This is a genomic window from Alphaproteobacteria bacterium (assembly GCA_020638555.1).
Classification (GTDB): Bacteria; Pseudomonadota; Alphaproteobacteria; order Bin95; family Bin95; genus JACKII01.
In genome coordinates, this window is record JACKII010000005.1 from 1 (window position 1) to 19,432 (window position 19,432).

At 69.0% G+C, this 19,432-nt stretch carries 15 protein-coding genes; 7 read left to right on the forward strand and 8 right to left on the reverse strand.

The genetic code is table 11. The features are described from left to right. Window positions 1–116: 116 nt before the first annotated feature. The 3 genes from H6844_16295 to H6844_16305 are packed head-to-tail and all read right to left on the reverse strand — an operon-like array spanning window position 117 to window position 3,568. On the reverse strand, window positions 117–953 hold the full coding sequence (locus H6844_16295) for an LLM class F420-dependent oxidoreductase (GenBank protein MCB9930964.1): 837 nt from the start codon (window positions 951–953) through the stop codon (window positions 117–119). Window positions 954–992: 39 nt separating this feature from the next. Continuing rightward, window positions 993–2,519, reverse strand: coding sequence for a long-chain fatty acid--CoA ligase (locus tag H6844_16300; protein ID MCB9930965.1), 1,527 nt, complete (start codon window positions 2,517–2,519; stop codon window positions 993–995). After that, window positions 2,516–3,568, reverse strand: a complete 1,053-nt coding sequence (locus H6844_16305) for an amidohydrolase family protein (GenBank protein MCB9930966.1) — start codon at window positions 3,566–3,568, stop codon at window positions 2,516–2,518. Before H6844_16305 ends, H6844_16300 begins: the two co-directional genes overlap by 4 nt. A gap of 190 nt (window positions 3,569–3,758) precedes the next feature. Here H6844_16305 and H6844_16310 point away from each other — a divergent pair, with 190 nt between their 5' ends. From H6844_16310 to H6844_16320, 3 genes are read left to right on the forward strand one after another with little or no spacing between them, the layout of a single operon-like run. Then, window positions 3,759–4,655: a polysaccharide deacetylase family protein gene (locus tag H6844_16310; GenBank protein ID MCB9930967.1), complete on the forward strand. Its 897-nt coding sequence runs from the start codon at window positions 3,759–3,761 to the stop codon at window positions 4,653–4,655. Window positions 4,656–4,713: 58 nt separating this feature from the next. Then, a complete protein-coding gene (locus tag H6844_16315; protein ID MCB9930968.1) occupies window positions 4,714–5,271 on the forward strand; it encodes a DUF2786 domain-containing protein in 558 nt (185 codons plus the stop codon). A 31-nt stretch (window positions 5,272–5,302) separates the two neighbouring features. Continuing rightward, window positions 5,303–5,803, forward strand: a complete 501-nt coding sequence (locus tag H6844_16320; protein MCB9930969.1) for a CinA family protein — start codon at window positions 5,303–5,305, stop codon at window positions 5,801–5,803. A gap of 70 nt (window positions 5,804–5,873) precedes the next feature. On the opposite strand, the gene H6844_16325 is transcribed toward H6844_16320, so the two are convergent. Next, the gene (locus H6844_16325; GenBank protein MCB9930970.1) at window positions 5,874–6,374 is read right to left on the reverse strand and encodes a hypothetical protein; all 501 of its coding nucleotides are present in this window, start codon (window positions 6,372–6,374) and stop codon (window positions 5,874–5,876) included. Window positions 6,375–6,457: 83 nt separating this feature from the next. Here H6844_16325 and H6844_16330 point away from each other — a divergent pair, with 83 nt between their 5' ends. From H6844_16330 to secA, 3 genes are all read left to right on the forward strand, one after another. Beyond that, entirely contained in the window at window positions 6,458–7,435 is a 978-nt protein-coding gene (locus tag H6844_16330; protein MCB9930971.1) for a glycosyltransferase family 9 protein, read from the forward strand. Beyond that, a complete protein-coding gene (locus H6844_16335; GenBank protein ID MCB9930972.1) occupies window positions 7,432–8,229 on the forward strand; it encodes a glycosyltransferase family 2 protein in 798 nt (265 codons plus the stop codon). The genes H6844_16330 and H6844_16335 overlap by 4 nt, the downstream gene beginning before the upstream one ends. 193 nt (window positions 8,230–8,422) lie before the next feature. Beyond that, window positions 8,423–11,164: a preprotein translocase subunit SecA gene (secA, locus tag H6844_16340; protein ID MCB9930973.1), complete on the forward strand. Its 2,742-nt coding sequence runs from the start codon at window positions 8,423–8,425 to the stop codon at window positions 11,162–11,164. A gap of 105 nt (window positions 11,165–11,269) precedes the next feature. On the opposite strand, the gene H6844_16345 is transcribed toward secA, so the two are convergent. Genes H6844_16345 through H6844_16360 form a run of 4 tightly spaced genes read right to left on the reverse strand, consistent with a single transcriptional unit; the run spans window position 11,270 to window position 16,439 of the window. Further along, complete coding sequence (locus tag H6844_16345) at window positions 11,270–11,863, reverse strand: sarcosine oxidase subunit gamma (GenBank protein MCB9930974.1); 594 nt, start codon at window positions 11,861–11,863, stop codon at window positions 11,270–11,272. After that, window positions 11,860–14,859, reverse strand: a complete 3,000-nt coding sequence (locus H6844_16350; protein ID MCB9930975.1) for a sarcosine oxidase subunit alpha family protein — start codon at window positions 14,857–14,859, stop codon at window positions 11,860–11,862. The genes H6844_16345 and H6844_16350 overlap by 4 nt, the downstream gene beginning before the upstream one ends. Then, on the reverse strand, window positions 14,856–15,173 hold the full coding sequence (locus H6844_16355) for a sarcosine oxidase subunit delta (GenBank protein MCB9930976.1): 318 nt from the start codon (window positions 15,171–15,173) through the stop codon (window positions 14,856–14,858). The genes H6844_16350 and H6844_16355 overlap by 4 nt, the downstream gene beginning before the upstream one ends. 12 nt (window positions 15,174–15,185) lie before the next feature. Then, window positions 15,186–16,439 carry a sarcosine oxidase subunit beta family protein gene (locus H6844_16360; protein MCB9930977.1) on the reverse strand — a complete coding sequence of 418 codons (1,254 nt, stop codon included), beginning with the start codon at window positions 16,437–16,439 and terminating at the stop codon, window positions 15,186–15,188. Window positions 16,440–16,862: 423 nt separating this feature from the next. On the opposite strand from H6844_16360, the gene H6844_16365 reads away from it, so the two are divergent. Beyond that, window positions 16,863–19,358, forward strand: coding sequence for a cation:proton antiporter (locus H6844_16365; GenBank protein ID MCB9930978.1), 2,496 nt, complete (start codon window positions 16,863–16,865; stop codon window positions 19,356–19,358). Window positions 19,359–19,432 lie beyond the last annotated feature (74 nt).

Below are 19,432 nucleotides of genomic sequence, written 5' to 3' on the forward strand. Positions count from 1 at the left end.
CAGTTGCTCTACCGACTGAGCTACGGGCCCGTGTCCAGGGGAGCCGCGACCATACTCAGAATGGCCGCGGGGTCAATGGCGGATGCAACCGCCGCGACGCTCTAACCGGCGCCGGGCTAGGTCAGCAGTTTCGCGTACCGGTCCAAGAGCTTCAGCACCTCGTCGCGGGACGTGTCGGGGATTTCCAGCAGCGCGCGGTGAACGCCGTGCTGGCGATAGCTGTCCAACGCGGCCTGCTCCGCCGGCGCACGGAACACGGTGACCGAGAGCGTGCTCATGTCCCGCCCGGCGGCGTCGGCGTGGCGGCGCAGGCGTTGCATGGCGTCGTGCGGGTCGAAATTCGCACCCGCGCGCGGGAACCAGCCGTCGCAGAACTCCACCACCCGGCGCAGCGTGTAGTCGGTCTCGCCGCCCAGCAGGATCGGCGGGTGCGGCGCCTGCACCGGCTTCGGATAGCTCCAGATGTTCTCGAAATTCACAAAGTCGCCGGCAAAACTCGCCTCCTCCCGGGTCCAGAGTTCCTTCATCGCCAGGACTTTCTCGCGCAGCATGGCGAAGCGGGTTTTGTGGGTGGCGCCGTGATTCTCCATCTCCTCCACATTCCAGCCGCCGCCGATGCCGAAGACGAACCGGCCGCCCGAAAGCATGTCGAGCGAGGCGATGCCCTTGGCCAGCACGATCGGATCGTGCTGCGGCACCAGGCAGATGCCGGTGCCGATGGTGAGGTTCTCCGTCGCCGCCGCGGCGAAGGCGAGCGAGACCAGCGGGTCGTGGGTGTGGACGTATTTCCGCGGCAGGTCGCCGCCGCCCGGAAAGGGCGATTGGCGGCTGGCGGGAATGTGGGTGTGCTCCGGCACGAACAGGGCGTCGAAGCCCCGCTCTTCCATCGCCGTCGCCAGTTCGACGATGTCGATATTGTAGTCGGTGGCGAACATGAAGGCGCCGATTTCCATGGGCAGGACTCCTTTCGGGCTCCGGAGCGGCCGCGCGGCCTACTCCCGCGGCAGCAGGTGTTTGGTGATCTTGCCGGTGGCGTTGTGCGGCAGTTCGTCGATGAAGCGGACGCTTTTCGGCGCCTTGTAATGGGCCAGGTTTTCGCGGCAATGGGCGATCACCCGGTCCTCGGTCAGGCCGGCGCCGGCCTCCTGCACGATGAAGGCGCGGCCGACCTCGCCCCAGCGCGGGTCGGGCACGCCGACCACGGCGCATTCGGCGACGCCGTTCAGGCGGTAGAGCGCGTCCTCCACCTCCAGCGGGTACACGTTCTCGCCGCCGGAGATGTACATGTCCTTCCAGCGATCGACGATGTAGTAATAGCCGTCCTCGTCGACGCGCGCCGCGTCGCCGGTGCGGAACCAGCCGCCGGGCAGGAAGGCCTGGGCCGTCGCCTCCGGCATCTGCCAATAGCCGCTGGTGACGGTGGGCCCGCGGATCAGCAATTCGCCGACCGCGCCGGGCGGCAGGTCGTTGCCGTCCTCGTCGGCGATCTTGCAGTCCACGTGCAGGGCCGGCAGGCCGCAGGAGCCGATTTTCTCCAGCGCCCTGTGCTTGGGAATGATCGTGCCGATGGACGAGGTCTCGGTCATGCCCCAGGCGTGCTCGAACAGCACGCCCTTCTTGGCGTAGGTTTCCAGCAGGGCCGTGGATGGGGCGGCGCCGCCGACGCCGACGCTTTGCAGATGGTCCAGCTTCGCCTCGCGGAAGGCCGGCAACTGGCTGATGAACAGGAAGTTGGTCGGCACGCCCAGGCAGTGGGTCATGGCGTCGGCGCTGCGGTCCGTCATCAGGCCCAGCATCTTTTCCGCGTCGAACTCGTGCATGATGGTGTTGTTGCCGCCGGCATGCAGGATCGGGCTCAGATAGACGCAGACGCCGCCCACATGGAACAGCGGCAGCACGCAAAGGCCATGGCTGCGGTTGGTGATGCCGGTCGCGACGGCGCAGTTGACCGCGTTGAACAATTGCATGCCATAGGTGATCTGCGCGCCCTTCGGCCGGCCCGTGGTGCCGCTGGTGTAGAGCAGCACCCACGGATCGTCGAAGCCGTGCTCCACCGCCGGCAGAGAACCCGCGGCGGCGTTCAGGCCGCTTTCATACGGGCTGGGCCGGCCGTCGTCGACGCCGACCAGCGCCACCTCCCCCTGAAGCTGGGCCGCGGCCGCGGCGGCGTTCTCGGCGAACTCCGCGGTGTGCACCAGGGCCTTGGGCTGGCAGTCCCCCAGAATGTAGACGATTTCCGGCACGGCCAGGCGCCAGTTCATCGGCACGCAGATCGCCCCCAGCCGCCAGCAGGCGAACAAAACCTCGACCACGTCGGAGGAATTGTGCATCAGCAGCGCCACCCGGTCGCCCGGGCCGACGCCGCAGTGCCGGTGCAGGAACAGGGCGCAGCGGTCGAGCCGTTCGTGCATGTCCCGATAGGTGTAGCGGCGGCCGGACAGGAGATCGTTCAGCGCCGGCGCGTCCGGCTGGGCGGTCGCGTGCTTGGCAATCCAGTCGAAGGCTTGAATGCTGCTCACCGGCCCAGGGTCTCCAGCCCGTAGAATGTGGCGGCGGCGTCGTGGAACAGCCAGCGCTTCTCTTCGGCGCTGGCGCCGCTCGCGACGCGCTTGAAGGCGTTCCAGTAGGTGCGATAGCTGCCGGAGACCTTGTCCACCGGGAAATTGCTCTCGAACATGCTGCGCTTCGGCCCGAACGCCTCGATGCAGGTTTCCATATACGGCCGCCAGACCTCGGCCAGCCGCTCGGACGAGGGCGGTTCCGGCAGGTCGTGGAAGCCGTGGCCGTTCACCTTCATGCCGATGCCGCCGACCTTGACATAGACATTCTCGGAGGCCGCGGCGATGGCGCGGATATCCTTCTGCCACTGGGCGAAATAGGCGTCCTGCTTGCCGGCATAGGGGCCGATGCCCAGCGGACCGCCGCAATGGTCCAGCACGATTTTGGCGTCGGGGAAGGCCGCGGCCAGCGCGGCCACCTCCGGCAATTGCGGGTGATAGAGCCAGGCGTCGAAGGTCAGCCCCATGCGCTGCAACACGCCGAAGCCCTCGCGGAACTTGGCGTCCAGGTAGAGGCCCCGCGGCGGGTTGGTGTGGCCGTTGTGAATCTCGTCGTGCGCGTCCCAGGCGGCGGAATGGCGGACGCCGCGGAAGCGGCCATTGCCGGCGGCGACATGGGCCTGCAACACCTCCTCGACCGCCGCGCCCTGGTTCAGCAGCGCGCAGCCGACAATGGCCGAGCAGGGCCGGCTCGCGCCATAGCGGCCGCTGGCGGCCATGGCCGCTGTGCCGTTGACGAACTCGGTCTCGCCCACCAGGCGCAGGTTTTCCGGCCCGTCGGCGCGATAGAAGGCCGTGCATTCGATGAACACGGTCGAGCGCACATTGTGGCCGTCGCCGATATCCGCCAGCAACTGGTCGAGCAGATAGCGGTGCGCCGGAAAATCCCAGAGATGGTGGTGCGGGTCGCAGATCGGCAGATCCGGCTCCAGCACCTCCTCGGCCCGCCTGGCGAGCCATTCCTCGTTGACGCCGGCGCGGCTGGCGACGGTGCTGGTGCTGCTACTCATGGTGGGCGTTCCTCGGTTTCGGATCGGAGGCCTTGCCAGGCAGGCCCCTGTTGCCGCCAACTATGCCAAGCCATCGGGCGCTCGCCAAGGGCGACCGGCCCCAGCGGGCGCGCCCGGGACGAACGCTTGGCCGATGGCGATGCCTGGCCTAGGCTTTCGGCGTCTCCCCTTCCCCGTCAGGTGGCCGCTCATGTCCGACGTTCAAAGGCAATCCCGCTACGCCTATTCCTCCATCGATTCCCGCAAGACCTACGAGTGGCCGAACGGCACGCGGCTCGCGGTCTATATCGCCAACAATGTGGAAGTGTTCCGCTATGGCGAGGGCAAGGGAGCGGCCATCGCCCCGCCGGACCAGGCGGTGAGCGACTCGGTCTATTCCTGGCGCGATTACGGCAACCGCGTCGGCTTCTGGACCATGCTGGACGCGCTCGACCGCTATGACATGCCGGCGGAGGTCCAGCTCAACACCGCCATTTACGAGGAATGCCCGGACATTCCGAAGCGCCACCGCGACCGCGGCGACGAATTCCTGGGCCACGGCCACACCAATTCCGACGAACAGGGCAAGCTCTCGGAAGCCGACGAACGCGCCTTCATCCGCTCCTGCACCGACATCATCGCCGAGCATGAGGGCCAGCGGCCGACCGGCTGGATGAGCCCCTGGCTGTCCAACTCGCCGGTGACGCTCGATCTGTTGCAAGAGGAAGGCTATCTCTACCACATGGACTGGACCATGGACGACCAGCCGATCTGGATGGCGACCCGCGGCGGCCGGATCCTGTCCATGCCCTATCCGATCGAGTGCAACGACAACCGGGGCATTGTCTGGTTCCGCTACACCTCGGACGAGTTCGCGCAGATGCTGATCGACCAGTTCGACGAGATGCTGGAACAGTCGGCGAAATACCCGCTCGTCTGTCCGATCAGCCTGCACCCGTTCGTGGTCGGCCGCCCCTACCGGCTGCGCGCGCTGAAGCGCGTCTTCGCCCATATCGACAGGCACCGGGACAAAATCTGGCTGACCCGACCCGGCGAGATCGCCAGGCATATCGCCAGCCTGCCGGCGGGGATCGTGCCGGGAAGCTGAGCCCTCACCCGGAAGTCCTGTCGCCTTTCGGGGCCAAATCGGTTAGGATTTGGGCTTTGTGACCATGCCAAACCAGCCGGAGCCAAAGGCCATTTCCACCCCACTGTCCCCGAAGGAGCAGGAACGCTTCCACAACCTGTTGAAGCTGGCGGCCAACAGCCCCTATGAGGGCGAGCGGGCGGCGGCTTTGGCGGCGGCGGAGCGTCTGGTGGCCAAGCACGGCATGACGCTGGACGAGGCCGCGCGCGGCGATCCCGTCGATCCGGAACCGGAACCGACGCCGGCGGAGCAGCGCTGGCGCGCCTCGCAGCGGGAGGCCGCGAGCCGCTTCCGCGAGGCCGAACTGCGGCGCAAGGCCGACAAGGCCCGGTGGGAACAGGCCCGGCGCGACGCCCGCGCCCGCGGCCTGGACGAAGAGGCGGAGCCGGGCTCGCCACGCCCGCGGGCGTCCGCCTATGCGCCGCGCAGCCGCCGCCGCCGCAACCCGCTGGAGTTCGCGCGCACGCTGATCCTGGAGACGCGATTGTCGCTGCAGGACATCGCCGACATCACCGATCTGGACATCTACCAGGTGGCTGGGCTGAAATTGAAGCTTCGCAACGCCGAAGCGGCGTAAGCACCCGGCTCTCCCCCGAAAGGATGCCCCCATGGCCGACTGGAACGACCTGACCCGTCTGGCTGCCGAGATCGGCGGCAAGTTGAAAACCCGCGGCGAGACCCTCGCCGTCTCCGAAACCTCCTCCGGCGGCCTGGTCTCGGCCGCGCTGCTCAGCATTGGCGGCGCCAGCGCCTATATGCGCGGCGGCGCCGTGCCCTATTCGCAGTGGAGCCGCGAGGGCCTGCTGGGCATCGACCGCGCCGATATGGCGGAAATGGGCATCCGCTCCTCGTCCGAGCCCTATGCCGCCCTGCTGGCCAAGACCGTGCGCGCCAAGGTCGACACCGACTGGGGTCTGGCCGAGACCGGGGCGGCGGGGCCGACCGGCAATCGCTATGGCGATGCCGCCGGCCACACCTGCGTCGCCATCGCCGGCGCGGTCAGCGTGGCACGCACGCTGGAAACCGCCGACGGCGACCGCGAGGCGAACATGTTCCGCTTCGCCGTCGAGGCCATGACCCTGCTGAACGAGGCACTGGACACGCTCTGAGCCGCCATGCCACCGGCCCTCGCGCCCGGCCGCTTCTCCGGGCGGGCGCTGCGGCGGGCCGGGCGGGGGCTCAATGAATGTTGACGATGCCGAACATGTAGGCGAACGCCGCCAGCCCGCCCAGCACGACCGCATGCGGCAGCAACCCGCTGAGCTTGCCGGCGACATTGGTGTTGATCCTGGCCCTCGCCCGCAGCCTCGCCAGTTCCGCCGGCTGGCCGGCGGCGAGGTCGCGGGCGATGGCGGGCAGTTCGGCGGCCGCCCAGGCCCGGAAAGCGGGGTCCGCGTCCTCCCAATGGACCGAGGCCCGGTCCTGGCTCGCGGGCAGGTGCAGGGCCAGGCGGGCCACCGGCGTCGCGGTATCGGTCGGGTCGACCGGCCGGGCATAGACCACCAGGCTCCAGTCGCCGCCCTCCGAATCGGGCTGCCATATGACCAGACATTCGCGCCGCTCGTCCAGCGGTCGGCGGTGCGGCGGCGCGATGGCCCGATCGGCCGGATCGATGGCGCCGAGCGGCGCCAGCGCGGCCAGAAGGGCGGGATCGGAAGGGGACGCAGAAGGGCTGGTCATGGCGAATTGTCCTTGAGGCAGCGCATAGGGGCTTGGCCAGCGTCTCGTTGCTGCTATAGAGGCGCCTCGCCGTCATCGCCACCATTTTCGTGCCTGTTCCGTTGCCTCAGCCAAGCCGCGCCCTCCTCATCACCGCCAACCGCCTGGGCGACGCCGTTCTGACCACGGGCGCCGTGCCCTATCTGGCGGAGCGCTATCCGGGCGTGGCCCTGACCGTGGCCTGCGGCGCCCTGCCGGCGCCGCTGTTCGCGGCCATGCCCGAAGTGGCGGAGGTGTGGCCGATCCGCAAGCTGCCGCGCGCCGGCCATTGGTGGAAGCTGTGGCGCCAGGCCGTCGGCCGCCGCTGGACCCATGTGGTGGACCTGCGCGGCTCGGCTTTTGCCTACACGGTCTGGAGCCGCCGGCGCACGGTGATGGGCCCGGACCGGGCCCTGCGCCACCGGGTGCTGCATCTGACCGAGACCCTGGGCGCTTCGGCGCCGCTGGCGCCGCGCCTCTGCTGGAGCGACGCCGACGCCGCGGAAGCCGGGCGGCGCCTGGGCGCGAACGGCCCCTGGCTCGCCATCGGCCCCACCGCCAACTGGGCCGGCAAGCAATGGCAGGCGGAGCGGTTCGGGGCCGTGGCCCGCGCCCTGGTCGCCCCCGACGGGCCGCTGGCCGGCGCCCGCATCCTGGTCGCCGGCGCCCCCGGCGAGGAAGCCATGGCCGAGCCGGTGTTCGCGGCGCTGCACGACCACCCGAGCGTGGCGGCATTCGGCTGGCCGCTGCCGGTGCTGGCCGCGGCCCTGGCCCGCGCCCGGCTCTATGTCGGCAACGATTCCGGCCTGATGCACATGGCCGCCGCCGTCGGCACGCCGACCGTCGGCCTGTTCGGCCCGTCGCGCCCGGAACTGTACGCGCCCTGGGGCGAGCACACCGCCGTGGTCCAAACCCGGACCACGTTCGACGAATTCGTCAACGCCCCCGGCTACAACCGCTTTACGACCGGCAGCCTGATGGGCGAAATCCCACCGGAGTCGGTGATCGCCGCCGCCCGCAAACTATTGGAGCCCTCGCCATGACCGTTGCGGTTGTGCTGTGCGCCCACAACGAAGCGCACCAGATCGAAGCCTGCCTGGATGCCGCCCGGTGGGCCGATGAAATCGTCGTGGTCGCGGACCGCTGCACCGACGCCACCGTCGCCCTCGCCCGGCACTATACCGACACCATCGTCGAGGGCGCCTGGCCGAACCAGGGCGCCCGCCGCCATGCCGGCATCGACGCCGCCGCCAGCGACTGGATCCTGGAACTGGACGCCGACGAGCGCATCACGCCGGAACTGGGAGCCGAGATCCGGCGCCTCGTCGATGCGAATGCCGGTTTCGACTATGCGCTGATCCCGTTCGACAACTATGTGGGCAAAACCCTGGTGCGCTATGGCTGGGGCGGTTCGTTCGGCTCCAGCGGCGTGATGCGGCTGTTCCGCAAGGGCGCCAAGCAATGGGGCGTCGCCCGGTCCCACCCCGGCGTCACCTTCACCGGCAAGCGCGGGCCGGACTTGAAGGGGCGGATGATCCATTATGTCGACAAAGACATCACCGACATGATCCAGCGCCTGAACCGCTACACCACCAACCGCGCCCGCGACATGCGCGAGCAGGGCCTGCAGGGCTCGATTCCCGGCGATGTGCGCCGCCTCTTCACCCGGTTTTTCAAGTGCTATGTGCAGCGCAAGGGCTATCGCGAGGGGCCGTACGGCTTGCTGATCGCCATCATGGCGGCGCTGTTCCCGCTGCTGTCCACGCTGAAAGCGCGGCTGGAGACCGGCGAACAGGGAGCGGTCACCGGCCCCGGCGAGATGCCGCCCCAGGGGTGACCCTCGGGGCCGAGCCGGCGGCTGCGAACCTTAGGCCGCAATTGACTTTGGCCCCTCTGCCGCCTATCTCCCGAGCATCCGTTGTCGTGCCTGTCTGGCGCGCAAGCGGGGCTGCCGGGCTTTCTGCCCGTCCCGCCGGGCGTTGTCTTTGATCCCGCAGCCGCCACCCATGCAATCAGCCACGAGGACCGCCATGCTCGGCGCGCTCGCGAAACGCCTGTTCGGCTCCGCCAACGATCGTGTGATCAAGAAGCTCGGCTCCAACATCCAGGCCATCACCGCCCTGGAGCCGGACCTGGAGGCGCTGGACGATGCCGCGCTCGCCGCCCGAACCGTCGCGTTCCGCGAACGGCTGGCCCAGGGCGAGAGCCTGGACGACCTGATGATCGAAGCCTTCGCCACCGTGCGGGAGGCGGCGAAGCGAACCCTCGGCCAGCGGCATTACGATGTGCAGTTGCAAGGCGGCATCGTCCTGCACCAGGGCAAGATCACCGAGATGAAGACCGGCGAAGGCAAGACGCTGGTCGCCACCCTGCCCGTCTATCTGAACGCACTGACCGGGCGCGGCGTCCATGTCGTCACCGTCAACGACTATCTGGCCCGCCGCGACGCGGTCTGGATGGGGCAGGTCTACCAGTTCCTGGGCCTGTCGGTCGGCTGCATCGTGCACGGCCTCGACGACGATGCGCGCCGCCAGCAATACGCCTGCGACATCACCTATGGCACCAACAACGAGTTCGGCTTCGACTATCTGCGCGACAATATGAAATTCCGGCTGGAGGACATGGTCCAGCGGCCGTTCTATTTCGCCATCGTCGACGAGGTCGACTCGATCCTGATCGACGAGGCGCGGACGCCGCTGATCATTTCCGGCCCGACCGAAAGCTCGACCGAGCTTTACGTGCGCGTCAATGCGCTGATGCCGAGCCTGAAGCCCGAGCATTACGAGAAAGACGAAAAGGCCCGCACGGTCACCCTGACCGAAGACGGTGGCGAATTCGTCGAGACCCTGTTCCGCGAGTCCGGACTGCTGGCCGAAGGCAACATGTACGACACGGCGAACATCTCGCTGGTCCACCACATGAACCAGGCCCTGCGCGCCCACACCCTGTTCGAGCGCGACAAGGACTATATGGTCCGCAACAATCAGGTCATCATCATCGACGAGTTCACCGGCCGCGCCATGGAAGGCCGCCGCTATTCCGAGGGCCTGCACCAGGCGCTGGAAGCCAAGGAAGGCGTCGAGGTCCAGTTGGAGAACCAGACCCTGGCCTCCATCACCTTCCAGAACTATTTCCGCCTCTACGAGAAACTGGCCGGCATGACCGGCACGGCCATGACCGAGGCCGGCGAATTCGACGAGATCTACCAGCTCGAAGTCGTCGACATGCCGACCAATGTCCCCGTGCTCCGCAAGGACTACGACGACGAGGTCTATCGGTCGATGGCGGAGAAAAACGACGCCATCATCGCCGAGATCCAGGAGTGCAACAAACGCCAGCAGCCGGTGCTGGTCGGCACGGTCTCGATCGAGCGCTCGGAGGCGCTGTCGGCGCTGCTGAAGCAGACGGGCATCAAGCACCAAGTGCTGAACGCGCGCTACCACGAGCAGGAAGCGCTGATCATCGCCCAGGCCGGCCAGCCGGGCGCGGTCACCATCGCCACCAACATGGCCGGCCGCGGCACCGACATCCAGCTGGGCGGCAATGCCGAGCTGATGGCGTTGCAGCGGGTCGAAAAGGTCGCCGACGAAGCCGAGCGCGAGCGCATCGTCGCCGAAACCCAGGCCGAGGTCGAGCGCGACAAGGCGCTGGTGAAGCAGGCCGGCGGCCTCTATGTCATCGGCACCGAGCGCCACGAAAGCCGGCGCATCGACAACCAGTTGCGCGGCCGCTCCGGCCGTCAGGGCGACCCGGGCGCGTCGAAATTCTTCGTCAGCCTCGAAGACGACCTGATGCGCATTTTCGGGTCCGAGCGCATGGACGGCGTGCTGCGCCGGCTGGGCCTGAAAGAGGGCGAGGCCATCATCCATCCGTGGATCAACAAGGCCCTGGAAAAGGCGCAGCAAAAGGTCGAGGCGCGCAACTTCGACATCCGCAAGAACCTGCTGCGCTTCGACAACGTCATGAACGACCAGCGCAAGGTGATCTACGAACAGCGCCGCGAGATCATGACGACGGACAATGTCCACGAGACCGTGCTCGACATGCGCGAACACGTGCTGGACGAGATTGTCTCCACGCACATGCCGGAAAAGGCGCTGCCGGATCAGTGGGATACCGCCGGCCTGCACACGGACGCGCAGCGGCTGTTCGCCCTGGAACTGCCGGTTTCCGACTGGGCCAGGGAAGAGGGCATCGCGGACGACGAGATCCACGACCGCATCGCCAAGGCCATCGAAGAGCGCATGGCGAGCAAGGCGGCCAACTGGGGGCCGGAGTTGATGCGGCTCGCCGAAAAGAGCGTGCTGCTGCAATTGCTGGACCAGTATTGGAAGGACCACCTGCTGCAACTGGACCATCTGCGCCAGGGCATCGGCCTCCGGGCCTATGCGCAGCGCGACCCGCTGAACGAATACAAGTCCGAAGCGTTCGAGCTGTTCGAGGCCATGCTGGCCCATCTGCGCGAAGGCGTGACCTCGGCCCTGTCGCATCTGGAACTGCGCCAGCAGGAGGTTGACATGCCGCAATCTCCCGACGGCCACGAGTGGCAGGAACGGCACGACGAAACCTCGGCGCTGGAACTGGCGGACGCGGAGGCGGGGCCCGCCGGCCCCTCACCCGCAACGGCCCAGGCCGCGCAGCCGGCCCGCGCTCCGGCGCCCCGCCCGGCCTTCGACGCCGCCCGGCCGGAGACCTGGGGCAAGGTCGCCCGCAACGCGCCCTGCCCTTGCGGCTCGGGCCGGAAATACAAGCACTGCCACGGCCAGAACTGACGCCGGAACCGGGCGCCCCGTCGCCCCCGTTCCGTCCGCTCGCCTAGAGCAGTTTCCGTTCGCCTTGGCTCACCGCATCAGCTCTAATCATTTGATTTTCCGCAATTATCCGAGTCGCACAGTGATCCCATTGTGCTTGAAATTGCTCTGGGATGCGCCCGCGCCGAGTTCGCGGTTGGCGCGGTTCAGCCATTGCCACACATGGGGCCCGTGCGAGCGCCAAACCTCGATCCGGTAGTCCGTCTCGCCGTCGCGGAACAGGACCACGGGCACGGTATCGAACACCGTCCGCGTCCCGCCGCCGACGGGTATGGCCTCGACGTCGCGCGGGCAGCCGGTTGCCAGCAGGTCCGCCGCCCCGTCTCCCGACAGGGCGATGGCGCATTCCCGGTCGCTGATATCCACCAGGCTGTGCGGCGCTTCGGCCTCGATTGCGGCAAAGGCCCGTTGCAGGGTCAAGGCATCCTCGGCCGCAGTGTGCAGCACCCATTCGTCCGGCCCCAGGCAGAGGGCGGCGCGCGCGCCGGTCGGCCCGTCGGCGTCGATCCGCGCGCCGATGCGGACAGGCAGGTCGCTGCCGAAGGCACGGGACGCAGCAGCGCGTTCGGCCGGCCGCACTCTCAAGCTATAGCGCGCCGTCTCCGGCAACAGTGCCAGGCGGACAGGGCCTTCGGATGCCATCGGGGAACCTTCCCTCATGCCGAGAGCCTCCGGCCATCGGGGTCGTAGAACACGGTGCCGGCAACCCGCGCCTTGTGGGTTGCGCCGGGCATCGGTAGGTGAAGCGTCTCGCCCATGCGCATCCGCCCGCCCTCGACCAGCGCCAGCGCGATGGAACGGCCGAGCGTCTCGCTCCAATAGGCCGAGGTGACATGGCCGATCATGGTCATGGGCAGCGGCTGGTGCGGGTTCTCGACGATCTGGGCGCCTTCCTCCAGCACGACGCGGGGGTCGTGGGTCAGCAGCCCGACCAACTGCTTGCGGTTCCGCGCCACCAGATCCGGCCGGGTCAGCGAGCGCTTGCCGACGAAGTCCGGCTTGCGCTTGCCGATGGCCCAGCCGAGACCGGCATCGTCCGGCGTCACCGTGCCGTCCGTGTCCTGGCCGACAATGATGAAGCCCTTCTCCGCCCGCAGCACGTGCATGGTCTCGGTGCCATAGACGCCAAGGCCGTGCGCCTCCCCCTCCGCCTGCAATCGCTGCCAGAGCGCCAGGCCGTGGCGGGCGGGCACATTCACCTCGAAGCCCATTTCGCCGGTGAAGCTGACCCGGAACAGCCGGGCCGGGACGCCCGCCACCCGGCATTCCGCCACCGACATGTGCGGGAAGCGCCCGTCCGAGAGATCCAGCCCCTCGACCAGCGGCTGCAACAGCCGGCGCGCGTTCGGGCCGTTCAGGGCGACGGTGGCCCATTGCTCGGTGGTGGAGGTCAGCCACACCCGCAGGTCCGGCCATTCGGTCTGGAGATAGTCCTCCATCATGCCCAGCACCCGCGCCGCACCGCCGGTGGTGGTGGTGACGTGGAAACGGCCGGCGGCGAGGCGCCCGATCACGCCATCGTCGCGAATGAAACCGTCCTCGCCCAGCAACAGGCCATAGCGGCAGCGGCCGACGCCCAGGCGGGCAAAGGGGTTGGTGTAGAGGCGGTTCAGGAATTCGGCCGCGTCCGGCCCCACCACCTCGATCTTGCCGAGCGTCGAGGCATCGAACATCCCGACCGCCTGGCGCGTCGTGCGGCACTCGCGGGCCACGGCGGCGCGCATGTCCTCGCCGGCCCGTGGGAAATAGCGGGCGCGGCGCCAGAGCGACACCGGCTCGAACACGGCGCCGTTGTCCTCCGCCCATCCGTCGATGGGCGTCTTGCGCGTCAGCTCGAACAGGCCGTCCTGGTGATAGCCGGCCAGCGCGCCGAACGTGGTCGGCGTGTAGGGCGGGCGGAAGGTGGTGAGGCCCAGCGCCGGCTCCGGCTCGCCCGCCGCGTCGGCGGCGACCGCCAGCCCGTTCATGCCGGCCAGCTTGCCCTGGTCCGTCGCCATGCCGGTGGTGGTGTAGCGCTTCACGTGCTCGATGGAGCGCATGCCCTCGGCGACGGCGAGGCGGATGTCCTTGGCGGTCACGTCGTTCTGGAAATCGACGAACGCCCGCACCCGGTGCGGTGCCCGATGCGTCGGCAGTTCCCGGAGGCCGATGCCCGTGCCGGCGCGGTCACTCTCCACGGCAAGGGCCGGTGCTTCCGCCGGGGGAAAGCCGGCTGCTTCTGCCGCAGCCCTACCCATGGCCGCGCCGTCCGCCAGAGCCGCGCCGATACCCCATAGCCCGCGGCCGGCGCCGGCAATATGGCAGTCCTCGGTCTTTTCTCCGGGCAGGAACGCCTGGACGGCCTCGTCCCAGACCAGCTTGCCCTGGGTGTGCGAGAACAGATGGACCGAGGGCGTCCAACCGCCGCTCATCAGCACCGAGTCGCAGGTCAATATCCGCCCGGTTCCGCTTGCCGCTGCCGCCAGCGGGGCGAGCGTCGCCGCCTGCACCCGCAGCCGCCCGCTTGTGTCGGTGATCGCGTGGCCGGGCAACGCCTCGATCCCGCGCGCTCGGGCGCCGGCGATCAGGGCTGGGTCCACCGCGGCGCGCACGTCGGCTATGGCCGCAATCGCCACGCCCGCATCGGCGAGGTCGAAGGCCGCGTGCCAGGCGCTGTCATGGCTGGTCGCCACCACGGCTCGCTCCCCAACCCGGACGCCATAGCGGTGCAGATAGGTCTGCGCCGCCCCGGCCAGCATCACGCCCGGCCGGTCGTTGCCGTGGAACAGCAAGGGCCGTTCGATGGCGCCCTGGGCCAGCACCACCTGGCCGGCCCGCACCCGCCACAACCGCTCCCGGGGGGCATGCTCCGGCGGGGTGGCGAGGTGGTCGGTCAGCCGCTGGGCCAAGCCCACCATGTTCCGGTGGTAATAGCCGATAGCGGTGGTCCGCTCCAGCAGCCGGACTTGGGCGAGAGCCGTCAGTTCCGCTCGTGCGGCGGCGAGCCAGTCCCAGCCGGTTTGGCCGTCGATCCGGACGCCCGGTTCGGACAGCAGCGCGCCGCCGATTTCCGCCTGCTCGTCGGCGAGGATGACCCGTGCGCCGCTCCGCGCCGCCGCCAGCGCCGCCGCGATCCCGGCCGGGCCGGCGCCGACCACCAGCACGTCGCAATGGGCATAGCGGGCGGCGTAGCGGTCCGGGTCCGGCGCCGACGGCGCCACGCCCAGGCCGGCGGCACGGCGGATCAGCGGCTCGTAGATCCGATCCCAGAAGCTCTTCGGCCAGAGGAAGGTCTTGTAATAGAAGCCGGCCGGCAGCAGCCGGTGCAGCCGATCCGCCGCCGCGCCCAGGTCGAACTGCCGGCAGGGCCAGCGGTTCTGGCTCACCGCGGCCAGGCCCTCATAGAGGTCCTGCACCGTCGCGCGCGTGTTCGGCTCCTCGCGCCCGCCGCCGCCGCGGATGCCGACGAGGGCGTTCGGCTCCTCCGACCCGGCCGAGAGCACGCCCCGCGGCCGGTGGTATTTGAACGAACGCCCGACCAGATGCACGCCGTTCGCCAGCAGGGCGGAGGCCAGCGTGTCGCCCGCCAGCCCGTCATAGGCCCGGCCGTCGAACGAGAACCGCACCGGCCGCCCGTGATCGACCCGGCCGGCTCCGGGGATTCGGAAAGCCGTCATTCCGCAGCGCCCTTGCCGGCAGCCGCCCGCAGTGCCGCGAGGTCCGGCTTCGGCTCGCCCGCCTTGTAGGTGACGAGGAAGCGGTCGCTCACCGTGTCGCGCACGGCGTTGAAGAAACGGCCACAGCCGTGAACGTGCCGCCAGCGCTCGAAATGGGGGCCGCGGGCGTTGGTGCGGATGAACAGGAAGTCGCGCCACTCCGCATCGCTCACCGCCGAAGGATCGGCCGGGCGGGCGATGTGCGCCTCGCCGCCATAGGCGAATTCCGCTTCCGGCAGCGCCGCCTCGCAATAGGGGCACGGGATCAGCAGCATGCCTGTTTCCTCCTAGTGGGCGACGGCGGCGGCCGCAGCCTCGTCGATCAGCCGGCCGGTGGTGAAACGCTCCAGCGTGAACGGGGCGTTCAGCGCGTGCGGCTCGTCGCGGGCGACGGTGTGGGCCAGCACATGCCCGGCGCCCGGTGTCGCCTTGAAGCCCCCCGTGCCCCAGCCGCAGTTGACATAGAGCCCCCGGACCGGCGTCTTGCCCAGAATGGCGGAGCGGTCCGGCGTCACGTCGACCACGCCGCCCCAATTGCGCAGCATGCGCATGCGGCGGAAGATCGGGAACATCTCGCAGATCGCCGCCACCGTGTGCTCGATCAGCGGCAGCCCGCCCCGCTGCGAGTACGAGGTGTACTGGTCGGTGCCGGAGCCGATCACCAGCTCGCCCTTGTCCGACTGGCTGATATAGGCGTGCACCGTGTTCGACATGACCACGCACGGGAACACCGGCTTGACCGGCTCGCTGACCAGGGCCTGCAACGGAAAACTCTCCAGCGGCAGGCGCACGCCGGCGCTCGCCATGATGACGGAGGTATGGCCGGCGGCGGAGACTGCCACCTTCCTCGCTCGGATGAAGCCCTTGCCAGTCTCGACTCCTTCGACCGCGCCGTCCGGCCCGCGGCGGATCGCGGTCACCGGGCAGTTCTGGACGATGTCGACGCCCCGGGCCGCCGCCGCCCGGGCATAGCCCCAGGCGACCGCGTCGTGCCGGGCGGTGCCGGCGCGCTGCTGCCAGGCCGCGCCCAGCACCGGATAGCGGGCGCTCGCGGCGATGTTCAGCGGCGGACAGAGGTCTTTCGCCTGTTGCGGCGTCAGCCAGCGGTTGTCGACGCCGTTCAGGCGATTGGAGTGGATGTGCCGTTGAAAGCTGTGGACGTCGTGCACCGTGTGCGCCAGCATCATCACGCCGCGCTGCGAGAACATGACATTGTAGTTCAGATCCTGGGAAAGCCCGTCCCACAGGTCGATGGCATGGTCGTAGAGCCTGGCGCTTTCGTCATAGAGATAGTTCGAGCGGACGATGGTGGTGTTCCGCCCGGTATTGCCGCCGCCGAGCCAGCCCTTGTCGAGCACGCAGACATTGGTGATGCCGTGGTCCCTGGCCAGGTAATAGGCCGTGGCCAGCCCGTGGCCGCCGGCGCCGACCACCACCACGTCGTACTCCGCCTTCGGCTGGGCGTCCGGCCATTGCGGCGGCCAGTGCTTATGCCCGGTCAACGCTTGGCGCAGGAGCGAATATGCGGAAAACCCGGCCATGGCTGCTTCTTCCGAAATGCCGACAATGCCGCCGATACCAAGCGCGCGGGGGCGAGCGCGCGGCCCATCCCCCGCGGCTCGACCGGGCATCGGGTCGAACAAGGGGTGCGGGCCGGCGAAAGCGTCAAAGCCTCGCACGGTTGGTATGACCGGCGCTTATTTGCACAATGCGGCGGGCGAGGCAACCGGCCATGCATCTTTGCCTCAACAACTTGAAATAGAGCGGAAATTTTCGACCGGCGCGGAGCATGGCCGGCGGGACCAGGCCCGGTGTGCGTCGCCGCGGAACCGCGCCCGGGCCGGCCGGCCCGCTCGCCCTCGCCCCACGGCCGGCTCACATTGCCCTTTGCCGGGGCCGGCGTTCGCTGGCATCCTGATGCCACTTGATGACCCGTGCCCCGTGACGGCGGAACCCCCGCAACGATGACAATTGTCGCCTATGGCCTGCTGGTGCTGATCGGCCTGCTGGCGCTGGCGGCCGCCGCGGTGCCGCTCGCGCGGAAACTGCGATTGCCGGCAACCGTGCTGTTCGCGGCGTCGGGACTCGCCATCGGGCTGGTGGCGCTGGAACGCGGCAGCGCCCTGTTCGGCGAGGGGCTGGACGCCTATGACCGCTGGGTGTTCGCGCAACTGATGCTCGACTCCCAGTCCATGCTCTATGTCTTCCTGCCGCCACTGCTGTTCGAGATGACGCTGGCGGTCAATGTCCGCCGCCTTCTGGACGACACGGCGGTGGTGATGGTCATGGCCATCCTGGCGGTGGTCACCGCAACCGTGCTGATCGGCGTTTCGGTCTGGGTCGCGACGCCGACCGCGCTCGTGGCCTGCCTGCTGCTGGGCTCGGCCGTGGCGACGACCGATCCGGCCGCGGTGATCTCGACCTTTCGGGAGATCGGCGCGCCCCGCCGGCTGCTGGTGATCCTGGAAGGCGAGAGCCTGCTGAACGATGCGGCGGCCATCGCCATTTTCGGGCTGATGATCGGCCTGCTCTCCGGCACGACCGAGCCCTCGGCCGGGCAGGTGGTGAGCGGCTTTCTCTACAGTTTCGGGGCAGGCGCCGGATTGGGGCTGGCGGCGGCGCTGGTGGCGGGCCGGATCTATCCGCTGCTGGCGGGATCCAGCGCGGCGGAGGCTTCCGTCACCCTGTTCGTGGCCTATGGCTCCTTCATCGGCGCGGAGCAGTTCGTCGGCGGCTCCGGCGTGGTGGCGGTGGTGTTTGCCGGCCTCGCCACCGGGTCCATCGGCTTCCTGTGGATGGGGCCCGGGAACTGGCAGACGGTGCGGGTGGTCTGGTCGCAGATCGGCTTCTGGGCCAATGCCCTGATCCTGATCATCGCCGCCAGCCTGGTGCCCAGCGTGATCAGCCATGTCGGCTGGATCGTGGCGCCGCTCACCGCCCTGGTCTATGTCTGCGCCTTGCTGGCGCGGGCCGTGATCTTCGTCGCGGTGCTGCCGGTGCTGGCGCGCCTGAACCTGGCCACGCCCCTCACCGCACGGCAGAGCGCCCTGCTGATCTGGGGCGGCGTCCGCGGATCGGTCACGCTGGTGCTGGCGCTCTCCATCGCCGACCGGGGCGTGCTGGGCGAGGATGCGCGGCTGCTGGGGGCGGTTGCGGCCGCCTACACCCTTGCCACGATTTTCCTGAACGCGGGCTCGCTCGCCTGGGTGACGCACCGGTTGGGATTGGATCGCCTGTCGGCGGCGGACCTGGCCCTGCGCGAGAAGATCATCGCCGGCGCCCTGGAGCGGGTGCGCGCGGTGGTGACCAACATCGTGCGCGCGCGCGATCTGGAGCCCGAGGCGCTGGCGACCGTCGACCGTGCGCTCGGCGAGCGGCGCGAACAGGCGGAGGCCCAGGCCGCCGGCGAACGCATATCCTTCGGCGAGCGGCTGCGCCTCGGCCTGACCATCACCGGCGGCCAGGAGGCGCGACTGATCCGGCGGGCGTTCGACGAAGGGGCAATCGGACCACGCTCGGCGGTCGCGCTGCGCCTCAACGCCGAGCGGATCGCGGACGCGGCGCGCATCCAGGGGCGCGAGGGCTATGACACCGCCGCCGCGGCGGCCATCCGCGCGCCGGACGGCTATCGCCTCGCCGTGCTGACCCGACGGTTTCTCAAGCTGGACTGGCCGCTGCGCAGGGCCATCGAAATGCACTTCATCGCGCTGCTGGAAACCGAGCGGATCGTCCGCGAGTTGCGGACGTTCATCGGCCAGGTCGTCGCGCCGATGATCGGCCAGGACGCGGCCGACAACCTGTCGCACCTGATGACCGACCGGCACGATGCGGTGAATGCCGAGATCGACGCGATCGCGGCGCAATATCCGCACTATGCGAGCGCGGTGGAGCGCATCCTGGTGGCGCGGGCCGCGATTCGGCGCGAACGGCAGCAATACACGCGGCTGTTGAACGACGGCATTATCGGCCAGGAATTGCACGACAATCTGATCGGCGATCTCGACCGGCGCGAGCGGGCGGTGGCCGCACCGCCCCGCCTCGACCTGACGCTGCGGCCGCGGGCGCTGCTGGACCGGGTGCCGATCTTTCAGGGCCTGTCCGACGGCCAGCTGAAACTGATCGCGCGGCTTCTGCGCACCCGCTTCACCAAGCCGGACGAGGTGCTGCTGCAGGCCGACCAGCGCGGGACCGAGATGTATTTCATCGCGTCGGGCGCGGTCGCGCTGGAATTCCCCGACGGCGACCAGCGCCTGGGCAGCGGCGACTTCTTTGGCGGGATTGCCCTGGTCCAGCCCTTTCGCCGCCGCACCAGCAAGGTGGTATCGCTGGGCTATTGCCGGCTGCTGGTGCTGAAGCGCCAGGACTTCCTGAAGCTGTCGAAGCGCGATCCAGCGCTGGCGGAAATGATCCGAACCGCCGCCGAACGGCAACTGGTGGCCGGGCCGACCCTCCGCGACTGAGGCTGGCCCCGCCCATCCCGGGCGCCCGGTTATCCCGAATTTCCCGACGACGGACAGGCGGGCTCCCCTGCCCC

Excerpts from the sequence above, each read along its gene's own strand:
- H6844_16295 (MCB9930964.1), bottom strand. The coding sequence starts at position 953 with ATGGAAATCGGCGCCTTCATGTTCGCCACCGACTACAATATCGACATC.
- H6844_16305 (MCB9930966.1), bottom strand. The coding sequence starts at position 3,568 with ATGAGTAGCAGCACCAGCACCGTCGCCAGCCGCGCCGGCGTCAACGAG.
- H6844_16310 (MCB9930967.1), top strand. The coding sequence starts at position 3,759 with ATGTCCGACGTTCAAAGGCAATCCCGCTACGCCTATTCCTCCATCGAT.
- H6844_16320 (MCB9930969.1), top strand. The coding sequence starts at position 5,303 with ATGGCCGACTGGAACGACCTGACCCGTCTGGCTGCCGAGATCGGCGGC.
- H6844_16325 (MCB9930970.1), bottom strand. The coding sequence starts at position 6,374 with ATGACCAGCCCTTCTGCGTCCCCTTCCGATCCCGCCCTTCTGGCCGCG.
- H6844_16335 (MCB9930972.1), top strand. The coding sequence starts at position 7,432 with ATGACCGTTGCGGTTGTGCTGTGCGCCCACAACGAAGCGCACCAGATC.
- secA (MCB9930973.1), top strand. The coding sequence starts at position 8,423 with ATGCTCGGCGCGCTCGCGAAACGCCTGTTCGGCTCCGCCAACGATCGT.
- H6844_16345 (MCB9930974.1), bottom strand. The coding sequence starts at position 11,863 with ATGAGGGAAGGTTCCCCGATGGCATCCGAAGGCCCTGTCCGCCTGGCA.
- H6844_16350 (MCB9930975.1), bottom strand. The coding sequence starts at position 14,859 with ATGACGGCTTTCCGAATCCCCGGAGCCGGCCGGGTCGATCACGGGCGG.
- H6844_16355 (MCB9930976.1), bottom strand. The coding sequence starts at position 15,173 with ATGCTGCTGATCCCGTGCCCCTATTGCGAGGCGGCGCTGCCGGAAGCG.
- H6844_16360 (MCB9930977.1), bottom strand. The coding sequence starts at position 16,439 with ATGGCCGGGTTTTCCGCATATTCGCTCCTGCGCCAAGCGTTGACCGGG.
- H6844_16365 (MCB9930978.1), top strand. The coding sequence starts at position 16,863 with ATGACAATTGTCGCCTATGGCCTGCTGGTGCTGATCGGCCTGCTGGCG.